The sequence below is a fragment of the Frankia alni ACN14a genome (assembly GCF_000058485.1).
Taxonomy (GTDB): Bacteria; Actinomycetota; Actinomycetes; order Frankiales; family Frankiaceae; genus Frankia; species Frankia alni.
On record NC_008278.1, the window covers coordinates 6360540 to 6377942 of the forward strand.

The following is a 17403-nucleotide window of genomic DNA, read 5'->3' on the forward strand; positions in this document are numbered from 1 at the left end:
CAAAGATGCTCGCGTCCACTGTGCAGTTCTCAACGTACGGACGGCCCCAGCCGACCCGGCAGAACCCACCCCCACACAGGAAGGCGGTCTCCTACCACGACCGGTCCGTTCACCAGCAGACCCCCACCACAACCCCCCGAAAGGGATCAGCAGAAGGGGTCACACCAGACGAGGAAGCCTCACTCCCTCAGGACCCAACAGCGTGCCACGCACCACCAGCCACCCACCAGACCCGTTCCACCCCCACCCACCCAACCCCACAAGGGAGAAGGACGACCAGAGAGTACTAGACGCCTGCCAGACAACCAGCAGCACTATCGTCAGCGTTCCACCCATGAGCAACCAGACCGGCATGCACATCCGGCCCTGGCCCTGAACCAGCCCACCCCCAACAGGACAGACCAGCCAGACGCTCCTTAGAAAGGAGGTGATCCAGCCGCACCTTCCGGTACGGCTACCTTGTTACGACTTCGTCCCAATCGCCGGTCCCACCTTCGACGGCTCCCCCCACAAGGGTTAGGCCACCGGCTTCGGGTGTTACCGACTTTCGTGACGTGACGGGCGGTGTGTACAAGGCCCGGGAACGTATTCACCGCAGCATTGCTGATCTGCGATTACTAGCGACTCCGACTTCACGGGGTCGAGTTGCAGACCCCGATCCGAACTGAGACCGGCTTTTTGGGATTCGCTCCACCTCACGGTATCGCAGCCCTTTGTACCGGCCATTGTAGCATGTGTGCAGCCCAGGACGTAAGGGGCATGATGACTTGACGTCATCCCCACCTTCCTCCGAGTTGACCCCGGCAGTCTCCTATGAGTCCCCGACATAACTCGCTGGCAACATAGGACGAGGGTTGCGCTCGTTGCGGGACTTAACCCAACATCTCACGACACGAGCTGACGACAGCCATGCACCACCTGTGCAGGACCCTTACGGACCCCGTATCTCTACGAGATTTCCCTGCATGTCAAGCCCTGGTAAGGTTCTTCGCGTTGCATCGAATTAAGCCACATGCTCCGCCGCTTGTGCGGGCCCCCGTCAATTCCTTTGAGTTTTAGCCTTGCGGCCGTACTCCCCAGGCGGGGCGCTTAATGCGTTAGCTGCGGCACGGAGGCCGTGGAAGGTCCCCCACACCTAGCGCCCAACGTTTACGGCGTGGACTACCAGGGTATCTAATCCTGTTCGCTCCCCACGCTTTCGCTCCTTAGCGTCAGTTCCGGCCCAGAGACCCGCCTTCGCCACCGGTGTTCCTCCTGATATCTGCGCATTTCACCGCTACACCAGGAATTCCAGTCTCCCCTGCCGGACTCTAGCCTGCCCGTATCGACTGCAGGCCCGGGGTTGAGCCCCGGGTTTTCACAGCCGACGCGACAGGCCGCCTACGAGCTCTTTACGCCCAATAATTCCGGACAACGCTTGCACCCTACGTATTACCGCGGCTGCTGGCACGTAGTTGGCCGGTGCTTCTTCTGCAGGTACCGTCACTTGCGCTTCGTCCCTGCTGAAAGAGGTTTACAACCCGAAGGCCGTCATCCCCCACGCGGCGTCGCTGCGTCAGGCTTTCGCCCATTGCGCAATATTCCCCACTGCTGCCTCCCGTAGGAGTCTGGGCCGTGTCTCAGTCCCAGTGTGGCCGGTCGCCCTCTCAGGCCGGCTACCCGTCGTCGCCTTGGTAGGCCATCACCCCACCAACAAGCTGATAGGCCGCGGGCCCATCCCGAGCCGATAAATCTTTCCACACCACCAGATGCCCGGTAGCGTCATATCCGGCATTAGCCCCGGTTTCCCGAGGTTATTCCAGAGCTCGGGGCAGGTTGCCCACGTGTTACTCACCCGTTCGCCGCTAGGAGCCGAAGCCCCTCGCTCGACTTGCATGTGTTAAGCACGCCGCCAGCGTTCGTCCTGAGCCAGGATCAAACTCTCCATCAATGATTTCGAGAGTGCCGGACAAACCGGCAGACCCCGACATCGACACCACAACCGTGATGCCGTGTCCAAAGGAATCCCTCACAACCACAACCAGCCACCCCCCACACACCACAAACGATGCGCAGAAAACAACCAGCCAGGCCATGAACGGGGTAAAACAATTGGCACTGACAATCGGCACGCTGTTGAGTTCTCAAGGAGCAGGCGCTACCAGCTCTTCGCCCTTGCGGGTTTCGCTCTGGTGCTTCTTTAAGTTACCCGCCTCTTCGTTCGGTGTCAAATCGCTTCGTTTTGTGCGAGATGACCCTCTTCGAACAGGTTTTGCCTCTGATGCTCGGCCCTTGCGGGCTTTCGTGCTTTTGCTTCTTTAACTTACTTGGCCTCTTCGTTCGGTGTCAAATCGCTTCGTTTTGTGCGAGATGACCCTCTTCGAACAGGTTTTGCTTTCGTGCACGCCTGAGACAATTCACCTTGCGATGATTGGCTCGTGCGATGTTTCCAGGTTACGAGCTTTGGCTGGTTTGTGTCAAATCGCTCCGGCTTTCGATGCTTTCGCATCGCCTGCCGGCGATTGCCACTTTCACACCGTATCGCACCGTCCGCGGCCCGTTTCCTCGGGGGGTCTGTGCCCCCTCGGAGGAGATGTGGTCCTGCGCGACATCGGGCTCTTTGCGGAGCTCGGTGGGCGACGAAGGAGAACTATACACGAGCAGGACCGCCGTGGGCGGCCCCAAGGGCATAACTTTCCGGCACCGCCCCCGGACGGTGCGTTAGCCCTGGCCTCGGTCCAGCGGCCCGGGGCACTGGGGTGGTTCCGGTCCCTGCGGAGCCACGACAGCGGAGGTCGGGCGCCGGCATGTTGCCGTCTGACCAGGTCAACGCGTGGCGCTTCGCCCCGGTTCCCGGCCGCCGGCCCTCGCTCTCGACCGACCTGGCGGGTTTCTGCCCGGCTGCGGCACCCCGCAAACCCTCCCAGGCGGATCGAGATCGAGTGGTACCCCGTCCGCGGGCGCACGGGCAGTCCGCCGACCGATGGACCGGCGTGTCGACCTGGCCTGCTCCCCAGGGCGGCGGGCCTCGCCTGCGGGCGGGCCGGCGCGGGCGCCGGGCCAGGACGGCCAGTACTCGGAGAGCGGGCACCTTCACCGGTGGCACCCGAACAGCGGACCCTCGCGGCGGATCGGTCGCACCCCCGACGCCGATCGTGGCCACACCGGTCGACCGTGGGTCCCCCGACATGCTGGGATGGATCCGACGCGGGAACCATGCCGCGATCGCCCCGGATCCCGACGCCTGGCCAGGCGGCCGAGCCGTACTCGTCGGCGTCGCAGGTCGGTTACCGCGGCAGCGAGGCCAGATCTTTCCGCGGCAGCCGGCGCGAGAGACCAGCTCGCGCGAGAGACCAGCTCGGTTGTCCGGGAGAGGAGTGACGAGGTGTCGGTACTCGGCCGAGCAACCTGGCGGGAGCTCGGGGGCGACCGACCGCTGCTCGTGCTGCCCCTGGGCAGCACCGAGCAGCACGGACCGCACCTCCCGCTCGACACCGACACCCGGATCGCCTCCGCCGTCGCCCACGGTCTCGCGCAGCGGCTGGAGCCCCTGCTCGTCGGGGCGGCGCTGCCGTACGGGGCCAGCGGCGAGCACGCCGGGTTCCCCGGCACGGTCTCCCTGGGCACGCAGGTGCTCGAGCGGGTGGTCGTCGAGCTCGTTCGCTCGGTCGACGACACGGCTCGCGCCGTCGTGCTGGTCAACGGTCACGGGGGGAACATCGCCGCCCTCAGGTCGGCCCGGCGGATCCTGGCCGGGGAGGGTCGTCCGGTGTTCCTGTGGGCGCCGGTTGCGGCGCTGGCCGCGACCGTCGGCGTACCGGCGGCGGACCGCGACCTGCACGCCGGCCGCGGCGAGACCTCCCTGCTACTGCACCTGGCTCCCGACCTGGTCCGGCTGGACCTGGCCGTGGCCGGACCCAGCCCGTCGCTGGCCGAGCTCCTCGCCCGCGGCGTCGCCGCGCTCAGCCCCTCCGGAGTGCTGGGCGACCCGGCGGGCGCGTCGGCGGCCGAGGGCGCCCGCCTGCTCGACGCCTACGTCGACGACGCCGTCGAACGGCTGCTGGACTGGACGCGGCATCAGGGCCTCACGCCGCCGACGGCGCGGACCGTGGGCCGGTCCGCGTGACGCGCGGCAGCGGCGCCCCGGCCTCGTCGCCGTCTTCGGTCGCGCCGTCTTCGGTCGCGCCGGCTCCCGTTGCGCTGATCACCGGTGCGGCGCGCGGGCTCGGGGCCGCGGTCGCCCAGGCGCTCGACGCGGCCGGATACCGCCTCGTCCTCGCCGATCTGGCAGTGCCGGAACCGCCGACGGCGGGCTACCCGTACGCGACCGGACGAGAGCTCGACGCGGTCGCCGCCCGCTGCCGCGACGCGGTCGCCGTCCGGGTGGACGTCCGCCGCCAGGCCGACGTCGACGCGGCCGTCGCCGTCGCCCGGGAGCGCTACGGCCGGCTCGACACGGCCGTCGCCGCCGCCGGCATCATCGCCGGCGGGCCCCCGATCTGGCAGACCGACGACGACTCCTGGCAGACACTGCTCGCCGTGAACCTCACGGGTGTGTTCCACGTCATCCGGGCGGCGGTCCCGGCACTGCTCGAGGCGCCCGCCGGGCGGTTCGTCGCGGTCGCCTCTGCGGCGGGAACCCGGCCGCTGGCCCGCCTGGCCGCCTACTCCGCCGGCAAGCACGGCGTCGTCGGGCTCGTGCGCAGCCTCGCCGCGGACCTCGCCGGTACGGCGGTGACGGCGAACGTCGTCTGCCCCGGCTCGATGGACACCACCATGCTGGCCGAGTCCGCGAAGATCTACGATCTGCCCGACGCGGGGGAGTTCGCCGGCCATGCCTACCTGCGCCGGCTGCTGCGACCCGAGGAGGTCGCCGCCGCGGTGGCCTTTCTGTGCTCACCCGCGGCGAGCGGGATGACCGGCTCCGTGCTGGCTGCGGACGGCGGCTTCACCGGCTGACCGGCTGACGGGACATGTCAGTCTGGCCAGCCGTAGCGTTCCGGCGCCAGGACGAAGGCGGCGGCTCCCCGCAGCGCGACGCCGGCCGGATCGTCGCTGCGCCCGATGCGCATCCGCCGGACGAAGGCCAGACCGGCATGGCGCTCGAAGCCGGCGAGCAGGGCGTCCCAGAAGATCGGCCCGGACTGCGCGAAGCCGCCGGCCACGACGGCCGCCTCCAGGTCGAGCAGGCTCGCGCTGGCGGCGAGCCCCGCGCCGACGGCGGTCCCGGCTCGGGCGAGCTCGCGGCGGGCGATCTCGTCACCGGCCGCGGCCGCGGCGGCGAGGGTGTGACCGTCGGCCGGCTGACCGGCGGGGGGAGCCCACCCGGCCGCCCGGGCCCGGTGCACCGTCCGCGGACCGGACGCGAGCGCCTCGACGCAGCCCCGACCGCCGCACGGGCAGTCCGGTCCGTCCACGTCCACGACGACGTGACCGATGTGGCCGGCGTTGCCGGAGGTGCCGTGGAACAGCCGGTCCCCCAGCACCAGCCCGCCGCCGACGCCGGTCGAGACGGTCACCGCGAGCAGGTTGCGCACGCCCCGCCCCGCCCCGGCCCAGTGCTCGCCGGCGACGAGCGCGACGCCGTCGTTGTGGACCAGCACGGGCCGCTCGGGGAACAGCTCGCGCAGCCGCGCGCGCAGCGGGAACCCCCGCCAGGCCGGGATGTTCAGCGGCGACACCTCGCCCGCCGGCCATTGCATCGGGCCCGCGCACCCGCAGCCGACCCCGGCTACCGCGTCCGCCGCGACCCCGGCGGATGCCAGCGCCGCGTTGACGCACTCCCGCAACGCGCCGAAGACCTCCTCGGCCGCCCTGCCCCGACCCGGCCCGGCTCCGGCCGGCTCGGCTCCGGCCGGCTCGGATTCGGGCGGCTCGGATTCGGGCGGCTCGGATTCCGACGGCTCAGGCCCGGACGGACGGTGAGCAGGCACGGGACGGCGGGCGGTGGCACGGATCGTGCCGTCGGCGTCGACGACCGCCGCTGCGATCTTGGTGCCGCCGACGTCCACGGCCAGCGCGGGCCCGGCTCCGAGCTCGACCAGCGGTGCCGACGCCTCGACCCCGACGACCCCCCGTGGCCGCGACGACCCCGCCATGCCCCATCCCTCCGCTCGGCCCGTTCTCTCGACTGGCCGTCCTGCGACCCGATCCGCGGGCCCGTGGCCGTGGCCGTGGCCGTGGGCGTGGCCGTGGGCGTGGGCGTGGGCGTCCGGGCGAACAACAACGGCCGGGCTCCAGCCTCGTCGGGGACGGGTGGAGGCCCGGCCGTGCGGTCCGGGGAACCGGTCAGCCAGCCTTGCGCTTCTCGATCGCCTCGGTGAGCTGCGGGACGACGTTGAAAAGGTCGCCGACCAGCCCGTAGTCCGCGAACTCGAAGATCGGCGCCTCGGGGTCCTTGTTGACGGCGACGATCGTCTTGGACGTCTGCATCCCGGCCCGGTGCTGGATGGCACCGGAGATGCCGACCGCGATGTAGAGCTGCGGCGACACCGTCTTGCCGGTCTGGCCGACCTGGTTCTGGTGCGGGTACCAGCCGGCGTCGGTCGCGGCACGCGAGGCGCCGACGGCCGCACCGAGGGTGTCGGCCAGCTTCTCCACCAGCGCGAAGTGCTCGGCTGCGCCGAGACCACGGCCGCCGGAGACGACGACCTGGGCCTCGGTGAGGTCCGGCCGGCCGGACTTGGCCTCGACCACCCGGTCGACGATCTTCGCGCCCTTGGCGGCGTCGGAGATCGCGACGTCCACGGTCTGCTCGGCCGGCGTCGACGGCGCGGCCTCGGGAGCCGTGGAGTTCGGCCGGACGACGACCACCGGAACGCCCTTGGTGACCTTCGAGGTGACGATCGTCGAACCGCCGAAGATCCCCTGGGTGGCGACCAGGTCCGCGGTCAGCGCGGTGGCGTCCCAGATCAGGCCGGACTCGGTCTTGGCGGCGACCCGGGCCGCGACCTCACGGGAGTCCGCGGTGGCCGCGACCAGCACGGCCGCCGGCGACGCCGAGGCGACCAGCGAGGCCAGCACCTCCGCCGCCGGTCCGCCGACGTAGCTCGCGATGTCGTCCGACTCCGCGACGTACACCTTGGCGGCGCCGTACTGGGCGAGGTAGTCCTTGGCCTTCGCGTAGGTGCCCGGGGCACCGAGGAAGACCGCGGACGGCTCACCGAGCGTGCGGGCGAGCGTCAGCAGCTCGGCGGTGACCTTCTTGGGTTCACCGTCGGCGTGCTCGACGAGTACGAGAACTTCAGCCATCGAACAGACCCCTCAGATGAGCTTCTGCGCGGCGAGGAACTCCGCGACCTTCGTTCCGCCGTCGCCCTCGTCCTTGACGATCGTCCCGCTCGAACGCGGCGGGGCGGGCTCCGACGTGACGACCGCCGACGCGGCGCCCGCGAGGCCGACCGCGGCGCCGTCGAGCCCGGCGTCGCCGGCGGACAGCGTCGTCAGCGGCTTCTTCTTGGCCGCCATGATGCCCTTGAACGAGGGGTAACGCGGCTGGTTGATCTTCTCGACGACACCGACGACCACCGGCAGGCTCGCCTCGACGAGGGCGTAGCCGTTGTCGGCGAGCCGCTCGATCGTCACCTTGCTCGCGCCCGGGTCCACCGTGACCTTGCGGGCCTGGGTGAGCTGGGGCAGCCCGAGGCGCTCCGCCAGCAGGGCACCGATGACGCCGCCACGGGCGTCCGAGGCCTCGGAGGAGGTGATGACGATGTCCGGGGACAGCGTCGAGATCACCTTGGCGAGCGCCGCGGAGGTCGCCAGCGCGTCCGACCCGTGCAGCGAGTCGTCCGTGAGGTGAACGGCCTTGTCCGCGCCCATCGAGAGGGCCTTGCGGATCGTCTCGACCGCCTTGGCCGGCCCCATCGTGACGACGGTGACCTCACCCCCGTGCGCTTCCTTGATCTTCAGGGCCTCTTCGACCCCGTACTCGTCCATCTCGTTCATGACGTTGTCGACGCTCTTGCGGTCGACGGTCTTGTCCGCGGCGTCGAGCTTCTTCTCCGCCCAGGTATCGGGAACCTGCTTGACGGTAACGACGATGTTCACGCCTTGGGGCCTCCGTAGCCAACATCCGATGTCAGTGCTCTTGACATCGTCGCATCTGGGGCGCTCACACGCCCGATGATCGGCGGCGTGACGCCGACCGCACTGTGCCCCTGACCTGGACAGGCAGCACGGGACGGGTATCGACTACACGCCGTCACCAAGACTAGTCCGTGCGCCCCGCTGCGGCCATACCTCGCGGTGGGTGCACCACGCCCGGCCAGTTCCACCCAGAGCGGGACAAGGTCTCCCCCGCGGACGCGGCTTTGCCACGCATATGTCCCATCCGCCCCGGGATGCACGTGCATAAGTACCGCGCATCTGGATGAGCAGATGACTCAACTCCCACGTTCCGTGGTACCGCTGCGAAGCCATCCCCCGCCGCCGGCGCAGCACCAGAGGCGTCGGCCCCGGATGGGCGTGCAATTCGGCCAGGTTGTGCACACCCTCTTCCCTTGACAGTGACTGACCCACTACTTTCTGCCCAAGGCAGGGTTACCACCCAGGGCACCGCCCACCAGACAGGGCCACCACCCAGGGCACCGCCTACTTAGGCTTACTTAACTTCGACGGGGGACAGATGTCGAATACGCCGCCGGAAAATCCCGCACCCAGCTCCCCCTTCGCGCGTCTGCTGCGCGAGGCCGGGGTATCGGACACCAGGTTCGCCTGTCAGGTGAACGCCCGCGCCCGCCAGCAGCGCAAGATCGAACTGGGCCTGGCACGCACGACGGTCGGTCACTGGCGGCGGGGCATGCGCCCGCGCGACCCGATGGTCGCGGAACTTGCGGCCGCCGAGATGTCGGCCGCGCTGGGTTACCCCGTCCTGCCGGCCGACCTCGGCTGGCGCGGGGAGTCCTACGGCAACGACGACCTGGGGCTGTGCGGCGCGAACGCACCCGTCGAGACCCTGCGCACCCTCGCCGGACTATCGGGAAGAGACATGCGCCGACGTGACCTTCTCCAGGATGGAACCGCCTTCATCGCGTCCGCCTTCGCCGAGCCGGTGCTCTCCAGCCTCACCGGCGTCGTCGACCGGATCGTCGGCGCGCCACCACCGGTCGCGGGCGGCGGCGCGCTGATCCGCGACGTGACCGAGACCTTCCGCAAGCTCGACGCCAAGTTCGGCGGCAGCGAGATCCGCCCCCAGGCGGTCAGCTTCCTGCACGACCAGACCCGGGCCGCCCGCGACAACCGTCCCAACCCGGACCTGTTCAGCGCCCTGGCGGAGCTGACCCAGTTCTGCGGCTGGCTCGCCCAGGACTCCAGGCGCGAGGCGCTCGCCCAGCGCTACTACATCCAGGCCCTCAGCCTCGCCGAGCACGCCGACGACGCGATGCTTGCCGGGCGGATCCTGTCCGGCATGAGCGACCAGGCCGCCCAGCTCGGCCATCCGCGCCAGAGCCTGGCGCTGGTCCGGGCCGCGCTGCGCCGGTCGTTGAAGCAGTCCACCAGCGCGGTGCAGGCCATGCTGTACGACAAGAACGCCTGGGCGCTGGCGCGCAACGGCGACGAGTCCGGGTGCCTGCGGGCCCTGGACGCCATGGACGAGGCCATCGCCCGCGACGACGGGGCCGGGCCGTCCTGGGCCGGCCACTACAACGCCGGCGACGCCGCCGAGTGCCGCGGTCACTGCCTGCTGCTGCTGAAGCGGCCGCGCGAGGCGGCGGACATGCTCGTCGAGGCACGCACGCTGCAGGGCGCGGCCCGCGCGCGTACCCGCAGCTACGCCGAGGCCGACCTGGCTCTGGCCTACCTGCGCGGGCCGGTCCCGGAGCTGGAGGGCGCCCTGGAGGCGGGCTACCGGGCCGTCTCCGTCGCCGGGCAGGTCTCCTCGCAACGGATCGCGAGAAAACTGGGCGAGCTCGACGAGGAGCTCAGCAGGCACCCGACCGTCGCGTCACGGCAGTGGCGCGAGCAGGCCCGCCCGCTGCTCCAGTCCGCCTCCGCCGCCTAGCCCTCCCGACGGGGGCTGCCACTCGGCGTGGCCCCCTCCCCCACGTGACGCACTCCTGGGGCCCGCCTCGCGACGGCCCGGCGCTCCCGCCGGGCCGCGCGGGGGTCCCCGCCAGGTCACCCGGGTCACCCACCGCTCGGATGCCCCGGCGCGCCGGGCACTCTGGGATGGTGACATCCGCGCAGGATTCCGGCCGCACGGCACCGGACGCCAAGACCGACACCGGACCGGGCGACATCCCGGTCGCCGCTCCCGAGCCGAGGACCCGGCCGGCCGTTCCGGTCGGCACCGTCATCACGGTGATCGCCTGGGTCGTCGCCACGGGCCTCGCCCTGCTCGCCCTCGGCCGGCTGGTGCACCTCGACGACGGCGTCGACTGGCCCTACTCGGCGATCAACGCCGTCACCCCGCTGCTCTACCTGCCGGCCTACGCCACGCTCGCCGTGGCCTTCGCCCTGCGCCGCAACCTGCTGCTGATCCTGTCGGTCGTGCTGGTCGCCGTCCACCTGTTCTGGTCGGTGCCCGAGCTGCTCCCGGGCGACGCCGAGGACGCGCCCCAGGGATCGGCCAGGCTGCGGATCATGTCGGCGAACCTGCTGTACCGCAACGCCCACGCCGACCGGCTCGGCGCGCAGATCCGCTCGGCCAACCCCGACGTGCTCATCCTCGTCGAGCTCTCGCCGCTGACGCTGTCCCGGGTGAACGCCTCCGGCGCCCTGGCCGGCTTCCCCTACCGGGAGGTGCACCCGGACGACGGCGCCTTCGGCGCGGCGATCTACTCCCGGTTCCCGCTGCGCGACGCCGCCACCCCGGTCGTCGGCGGGTCGATGTCGCTGCGGGCCACCGTCGAGGTCGACGAGAACCGCCGCTTCGTGATGTACGCGGTGCACACCATCTCGCCGACGTCCGGTTCCTACACCGGCCGATGGCGCACCCAGCTCACCGCGCTGCGCCACGAGGCCCAGCACGCCACCCTGCCGGTGGTGATGGCCGGCGACTTCAACGCCACCCGCGACCACCGGCCGCTGCGCAGACTCGTCAGCGCCGGGGTCCGCGACGCGCACGACGTCGTCGGCGGCGGGTGGGAACCCACGTGGAACGCCCGCTCGGTGGTGCTGCCGCCGGTGCTGCGCATCGACCACGTGCTGACCTCGCCCGCCTTCGCGGTCACCGGCTTCCAGGTCGGCCACGACTTCGGCAGCGACCACCTCCCGGTGATCGCCGACCTGGCCATGCGGTAGCGGGGATCAGCGGCCCGTGAAGTCGGCCTTGCCGGGGCCGTGGGCGAGGAAGGACTCCATGCCGATGCGACGGTCCTCGGTGGCGAACAGGCCGGCGAACAGGGCGGCCTCCAGACGCAGGGCCTCGGCGAGGGCGAGCTCCGAACCGTCGTCGACGGCCTGCTTCGCCGCCGCCAGCGCCATCGCGGGGCCGGCCGTGTACCGTCCGGCGATCTCCCGGGCCCGGTCCAAGACCTCCGCCGCGGGGACGACGACGTCGGCCAGGCCGATCTCGGCGGCCTCGTCGGCGCGCACCTGCCGGCCGCTGAAGATGAGGTCCTTGGCCCGCCCCGGGCCGATCAGCCGCGGCAGGCGCTGCGTCCCGCCGGCCCCCGGGATCACCCCGAGCAGGATCTCCGGCTGGCCGACCTTCGCGTTGTCGGCGAACACCCGCACGTCGGCGCACAGCGCGAGCTCCAGCCCACCGCCGAGGGCGTAGCCGGTGACCGCCGCGACCACCGGCTTGGGAATGCGGGCGACCACCTCGAAGGTCGAGTTGAGGTCGCCGACCCAGGCCGACGCCTCCGCGTACCCCATCGGCGCCATCTGCTTGATGTCCGCGCCGGCGGCGAAGACCTTCTCGCCCCCGTAGAGGACCACCGCCCGGATCGCCGGATTGCGAGTCGCCTCGACGGCGGCCGCCCGCAGGTCGGCGGCGACGCCGGAGTCCAGCGCGTTCATCGGCGGCCGATCCAGCCGGATGGTGCCGATCCCACCGTCGACCTCGAGCCGCACGACGCTCATCCAGGGTCCTCCCGCTCTGGCCCGCGCCCGGGCAGGCGGGGCATGGCGACACCCGACCGGCCGCGGCGATCACCTGCCGGGGACGCCCGCCGCCCGGCCTGGTCGTCGGTCGCTCCAGGGATGGGTCGCGGCGGCCGCCCGGGTCGGATCGCGCGGATCAGCGGGTGGTCGGTGGTCACGATAGGCCGACCGGCGCTGATCTTCCTGCGTTCGCGGCGGCGGCGGGGGTGGGAGGGAGGGAGCCGCCCGATCGGCCCACCGGGGGCGGGGGCGTCCGTTAACGTCACCGAGGTGTCCGACGCAGGCGGCAGCATCCGCGCACCACACATGTCACCCCGCTCGGGCGGCGGCCCGCACCCGGGGCGGCCCGGCCCGCTCGGGGTGATCTGGGACGGCGCCGGGGTCAACATCGCCGTCGCCGCCCCCGGCGCCGAGGCGGTCGAGTTCTGCCTGTTCGACGACGCCGACCGGGAGTCCCGTCACCGCCTGCCGGAGCGCGACGGCGAGGTGTGGCACGGCTACCTGCCCGGCGTCGGGCCGGGGCAGCGCTACGGCCTGCGCGCGCACGGACCGTACGACCCGAGCCGGGGCCAGCGCTACAACCCGGCGAAGCTGCTGGTCGATCCGTACGCCCGGCTGCTGACCGGGGCGCTGCGGCCGGATCCGGCGATCTACGGGTTCGGCGGCGGCGATCCCTACGGCTACGAGCCGGACGCCCGGGACTCCGCCCCCTTCGTGCCCCGCTGCGTCGTCGCCGGACCCACCCGCCGCGACGGCGCGCGCCGCCGGGGCAGGGGCCGGCACCCGGCGGACAACAGACCCGCGATCCCCTGGTCCCAGACCGTTCTGTACGAGGCGCACGTGCGTGGCTTCACCCGCCTTCACCCGGGCCTGCCGGCCAGGCTGCGCGGCACCTACGCGGGGCTGGCCCATCCCGCCGTGGTCGACCACCTGCACCGGGTGGGCGTCACCGCGCTCGAGCTGCTGCCGGTGCAGGCCTCGGTCTCCGAGCCGGCGCTGCTCGAACGCTCGAAGACCAACTACTGGGGTTACAACACCCTGGGGTTCTTCGCGCCGCACGCCGCATACGCGGCGACCGGCGACCCGATCGGCGAGTTCCAGACGATGGTGTCGACGCTGCACGCCGCCGGCATCGAGGTGATCCTCGACGTCGTCTACAACCACAGCGCCGAAGGCAGCGAACGCGGCCCGACGCTGTCACTGCGCGGCCTGGACAACGCGACCTACTACCGACTGGAACCCACGGACCCGCGGCGCTACCGCGACGTCACCGGGTGCGGCAACACCCTGAACATGACGTCGCCGCACGTGGTGAAGCTGATCTGCGACTCCCTGCGCTACTGGGTCAGCGAGATGGGCGTCGACGGCTTCCGCTTCGACCTGGCCACCGCGCTCGCCCGCAACCCGGACTCCTTCGATCCCGCCGCCGGCCTGCTGACCGCGATCCACGCCGACCCGCTGCTGTCGTCGGTGAAGCTGATCGCCGAGCCGTGGGACGTCGGCTGGGGCGGCTACCAGGTGGGCTCGTTCCCGGCGCCGTGGGCGGAGTGGAACGGGCGCTTCCGCGACACGGTGCGCGACGTGTGGAACGGGCGCAGCAGCGGCGTAGCCGATCTCGGCTACCGGGTGACGGGCTCGTCCGACCTGTTCGAGCACGGTGGGCGCCGGCCGTGGGCGTCGGTGAACTTCGTCACCGCGCACGACGGCTTCCCGCTGGCCGACCTGGTCTCCTACGCGGAGAAGCACAACGAGGCCAACGACGAGGGCAACCGGGACGGCGAGTCGGACAACCGGTCGTGGAACTACGGCGCGGAGGGCCCGACCGACGACCCGACGATCCTCGCCACCCGCCGCCGGGTCCGTCGCGGCCTGCTCGCCACGCTGCTGCTGTCGGCCGGCGTGCCGATGCTGCTGGCCGGTGACGAGTTCGGCCGTTCCCAGGGCGGCAACAACAACGCCTACTGCCAGGACAATCCCGTGTCCTGGCTGGCCTGGCCGGTCTCCGGCTCCAGGCCCGAGACCAGGGCCGGTGCCGCCGGTGCCGCCGGGGCAGCAGGGGCCGCGGGGCGCGACCCTGCCGGACCGGACGCCGCCCTGACCCGCCTGGTCAGCGGCCTGATCTCGCTGCGTCGACTCGAACCGGCGCTGCGCCGCGAGGTGTTCTTCCACGGCGGCGAGTCAGGCCCCGACCGGCTCGCGGACATCACCTGGTTCCGCGCCGACGGGCAGGTGATGTCCACGGCGGACTGGAACGCGCCGAAGGTCGTCACGCTGGTCGCCCACATCGCCCCCGGCACCTGCGCGGGCACCGCCCCGGACACCACCTCCGGCGCCGTGCCGGGCGGCCTGCCCGGCACCGGACGCGACGGTGGACGCGCGCCGGGCCTGCTGGGCGTGATCCACCCCGACGGTGCGGACACCGCCGTCACCCTGCCCGCGGCGCCGTGGGCGCAGCGCTACGACCTGCTGCTCGACACCGCCGACGAGGACCTCGCCGGTTTCCCGGCGACCCTGGCCGACCCGCGCCGGACACTGCTGCCCGGCGCCGTCGTGCCCGTCCGCGCCCGCAGCGTCCTGCTGCTGCGGGCGCATCCCCCGGCCTGACCAGCCGGCGAGCCACGACGATGGTGAGCCGACCGGGCGGACGACTTACGGGCGGGCCGACTTACGGGCGGGCGACTTACGGGCGGGCGACTTACGGGTTGGCGACGAGGCCCAGCTCGGCGACGCTGGCGGTGAGGCGGTGGCGGGGCAGCACCCGCACGGTGTAGCCGAACGGCCCGGTGCGGCCGAGCGGGATCGTGCCCTCGTAGCGGTGGCCGCCCTCGCCCTCGCCGACGGGCTGCAACGACAGCACCTCCGGGGCAAGGATCCGGTCGGTCTGGTCGATCCGACCGTAGGAGGCGAGGACGTCGACGTCGTCGGCTGCGAGCCCCCCGAGGTCGATCGTCGCCCGCACCACCAGCGACTGGCCCACCTGCGGGGTGTCGCCGAGCCCGGCGGAGTCGACGTTGAGCACCCGCACCCCCGGCCAGGCGGCGCGGACCCGGCTCTTCCAGGCGGCGAGGTCGCGGGCGCCGGCCAGGCCGTCGGCGGCGGCGGTCCGGGCGGAGACGCCGGCCGGCACGTAGTACCGCTCGACGTACTCCTGCACCATCCGGCTGGCCAGCACCTGCGGGCCGAGGCTGGACAGCGTGTGCTTGACCATCGCCGTCCAGCGCCGCGGCGCGCCGTCGCCGCCGTCGCGGTCGTAGAACCGCGGGGCGACGGTGTTCTCCAACAGGTCGTACAGGGCGGCGGACTCGATGTCGTCGCGCCGGTCGGGGTCCTCGACGCCGTCGGCGGTCGGGATCGCCCAGCCGTTCTGGCCGTCGAACATCTCGTCCCACCAGCCGTCCCGGATGGACAGGTTGAGGCAGCCGTTGAGCGCCGCCTTCATCCCGGACGTGCCGCACGCCTCCAGCGGGCGCAGCGGGTTGTTCAGCCAGACGTCCGAACCGGAGTAGAGGAACCGCGCCATGCCGATGTCGTAGTCGGGCAGGAACACGATGCGCGCGCGCACGGCCGGGTCGTCGGCGAACTGGACGATCTGCTGGACGAGCTGCTTGCCGCCGTCGTCCGCGGGGTGGGCCTTGCCGGCGATGACCATCTGGATCGGCCGCTGCGGGTGCAGCAGCAGTCGGCGCAGCCGGTCGGAGTCCCGCAGCATCAGCGTGAGCCGCTTGTAGGACGGCACCCGGCGGGCGAAGCCGATCGTCAGCACGTCGGGATCGAAGACGGACTCGACCCAGTCGAGCTCGCCGGGCGCGGCGCCGCGCTCCAGCCACGAGGCCCGCACCCGGCGGCGGACCTCGCCGACGAGCCGTTCCCGCAGCTGGCGACGGGTGGCCCAGACGACGTCGTCGGGCAGCTCGGAGATCTTGGCGAAGCCGGCCGCGTCGTCGGCGAGCAGGCCGGGGCCGGGCTGGCGGTCGGCCAGCTCGATGACCGCCCGCGAGACCCAGGTCGGGGCGTGCACGCCGTTGGTCACCGAGCCGATCGGCACCTCGGCGGAGTCGAACCCGGACCACAGGCCGGCGAACATCTCCCGGCTGACGATGCCGTGCAGCTTGCTGACGCCGTTCGACCGCTGGGCGAGGCGAAGGCCCATGTGCGCCATGTTGAACACGTTCGGGTCGGACTCGACCCCGAGTTCCAGGATCCGCTCGACCGGCACGCCTGGCCAGGAGTTGTCCCCGCCGAAGTGACGCGCGACGAGGTCGCGGGGGAAGCGGTCGATGCCGGCGGGTACCGGGGTGTGCGTGGTGAACAGCGTGCCGGCGCGGGCGGCCTCCAGCGCCTCGTCGAAGCTGAGCCCGGTCTCGACGAGCTCGCGGATCCGCTCCAGGCCGAGGAAGCCGGCGTGGCCCTCGTTGGTGTGGTAGACCTCCGGCGTCGGCGTGCCGGTGACGGCCGCGTAGGCGCGCAGCGCCCGCACCCCGCCGATGCCCAGCAGCATCTCCTGCAGCAGCCGGTGGTCGGTGCCGCCGCCGTAGAGCCGGTCGGTGACGCCGCGCTCGGCCGGCTGGTTGTCCTCGACGTCCGAGTCGAGCAGCAGCAGCGGAACCCGGCCGACCTGCGCCTTCCAGATCTGCGCGTGCAGGGTGCGGCCCTCGGGCAGCCCGACGGCCACCTTCACCGGCACGCCGGCGGCGTCGGTGAGCTGGGTCAGCGGCAGCCCGTGCGGGTCGATGCCCGGGTAGCGCTCCTGCTGCCAGCCGTCGCGCGACAGGGACTGGACGAAGTAGCCCGCCCGGTACAGCAGGCCCACGCCGATGATCGGCACGCCGAGGTCGCTGGCGGTCTTGAGGTGGTCGCCGGCGAGGATGCCCAGGCCGCCGGAGTACTGCGGCAGCACCTCGGTGATGCCGAACTCCGGCGAGAAGTACGCGATCGCCGCCGGCGCGCCCGGCAGCTGCTGGCGCTGGTACCACAGGTCGGCGGAGAGGTAGTCCTGGAGATCGTCCGCGATGGCGGTGAGCCGGCGTACGAAGCGGCGGTCGGCGGCGAGCGCGAGGAGCCGGTCGTGATCGACCTCGCCGAGCAGGCGGACCGGGTCGCCCTTGGTGGCCCGCCAGAGCTCGGGATCGACCGACTCGAACAGGTCCAGCGTCTCGGGGTGCCAGGACCAGCGAAGATTCAGGACAAGTTCCCCCAGTGGAGCAAGCTGCTCGGGGAGCTGCGCACGGACGGTGAACCGTCGGAGGGCTCTCACGAAGACGTGAGCCTAGACAGTGCGGGTGACGTCGGCGCAGCCGGGTTCGACCTGCGGGTTACGTTCTCCGAACAACTCGCCGCCCGGCCCGACGATCAGCCGGAATCCTCCGGAATTGCCCT

At 71.7% G+C, this 17403-nt stretch carries 10 protein-coding genes and 1 rRNA gene; 5 read left to right on the forward strand and 6 right to left on the reverse strand.

Annotation, left to right across the window (positions count from 1 at the left end; all coding sequences use genetic code 11):
* Positions 1 to 420: 420 nt before the first annotated feature.
* A 16S ribosomal RNA gene (locus FRAAL_RS25570) occupies positions 421 to 1930 on the reverse strand.
* A 1434-nt stretch (positions 1931 to 3364) separates the two neighbouring features.
* Here FRAAL_RS25570 and mftE point away from each other — a divergent pair.
* Positions 3365 to 4105 (forward strand): mycofactocin biosynthesis peptidyl-dipeptidase MftE, encoded by a 741-nt coding sequence (gene mftE, locus FRAAL_RS25575; protein WP_041939774.1) that lies wholly within the window; start codon positions 3365 to 3367, stop codon positions 4103 to 4105.
* Complete coding sequence (locus FRAAL_RS25580; protein WP_011606936.1) at positions 4102 to 4938, forward strand: mycofactocin-coupled SDR family oxidoreductase; 837 nt, start codon at positions 4102 to 4104, stop codon at positions 4936 to 4938. Before mftE ends, FRAAL_RS25580 begins: the two co-directional genes overlap by 4 nt.
* Positions 4939 to 4955: 17 nt before the next feature.
* Here FRAAL_RS25580 and FRAAL_RS25585 read toward each other — a convergent pair whose 3' ends face one another.
* The 3 genes from FRAAL_RS25585 to FRAAL_RS25595 form a co-directional block, all read right to left on the reverse strand.
* On the reverse strand, positions 4956 to 6077 hold the full coding sequence (locus tag FRAAL_RS25585; protein WP_011606937.1) for an ROK family protein: 1122 nt from the start codon (positions 6075 to 6077) through the stop codon (positions 4956 to 4958).
* A gap of 190 nt (positions 6078 to 6267) precedes the next feature.
* Positions 6268 to 7230, reverse strand: a complete 963-nt coding sequence (locus FRAAL_RS25590; protein WP_011606938.1) for an electron transfer flavoprotein subunit alpha/FixB family protein — start codon at positions 7228 to 7230, stop codon at positions 6268 to 6270.
* A gap of 12 nt (positions 7231 to 7242) precedes the next feature.
* Positions 7243 to 8028 carry an electron transfer flavoprotein subunit beta/FixA family protein gene (locus tag FRAAL_RS25595; protein WP_011606939.1) on the reverse strand — a complete coding sequence of 262 codons (786 nt, stop codon included), beginning with the start codon at positions 8026 to 8028 and terminating at the stop codon, positions 7243 to 7245.
* A 577-nt stretch (positions 8029 to 8605) separates the two neighbouring features.
* On the opposite strand from FRAAL_RS25595, the gene FRAAL_RS25600 reads away from it, so the two are divergent.
* Together FRAAL_RS25600 and FRAAL_RS25605 are read left to right on the forward strand one after the other, a co-directional pair.
* Positions 8606 to 9982 (forward strand): NsdA family TPR-like regulatory protein, encoded by a 1377-nt coding sequence (locus FRAAL_RS25600; RefSeq protein ID WP_011606941.1) that lies wholly within the window; start codon positions 8606 to 8608, stop codon positions 9980 to 9982.
* Between the two features lie 167 nt (positions 9983 to 10149).
* Positions 10150 to 11223, forward strand: coding sequence for an endonuclease/exonuclease/phosphatase family protein (locus FRAAL_RS25605; RefSeq protein WP_041939775.1), 1074 nt, complete (start codon positions 10150 to 10152; stop codon positions 11221 to 11223).
* 6 nt (positions 11224 to 11229) lie between these two features.
* Here the strand turns inward: FRAAL_RS25605 and FRAAL_RS25610 are convergent, their stop codons facing one another.
* On the reverse strand, positions 11230 to 12006 hold the full coding sequence (locus FRAAL_RS25610; RefSeq protein ID WP_011606943.1) for an enoyl-CoA hydratase/isomerase family protein: 777 nt from the start codon (positions 12004 to 12006) through the stop codon (positions 11230 to 11232).
* A 327-nt stretch (positions 12007 to 12333) separates the two neighbouring features.
* On the opposite strand from FRAAL_RS25610, the gene glgX reads away from it, so the two are divergent.
* The gene (gene glgX, locus FRAAL_RS25615) at positions 12334 to 14631 is read left to right on the forward strand and encodes a glycogen debranching protein GlgX (protein ID WP_011606944.1); all 2298 of its coding nucleotides are present in this window, start codon (positions 12334 to 12336) and stop codon (positions 14629 to 14631) included.
* Between the two features lie 91 nt (positions 14632 to 14722).
* Here glgX and glgP read toward each other — a convergent pair whose 3' ends face one another.
* Positions 14723 to 17281 (reverse strand): alpha-glucan family phosphorylase, encoded by a 2559-nt coding sequence (gene glgP, locus FRAAL_RS25620; RefSeq protein WP_011606945.1) that lies wholly within the window; start codon positions 17279 to 17281, stop codon positions 14723 to 14725.
* Between the last annotated feature and the right edge of the window lie 122 nt (positions 17282 to 17403).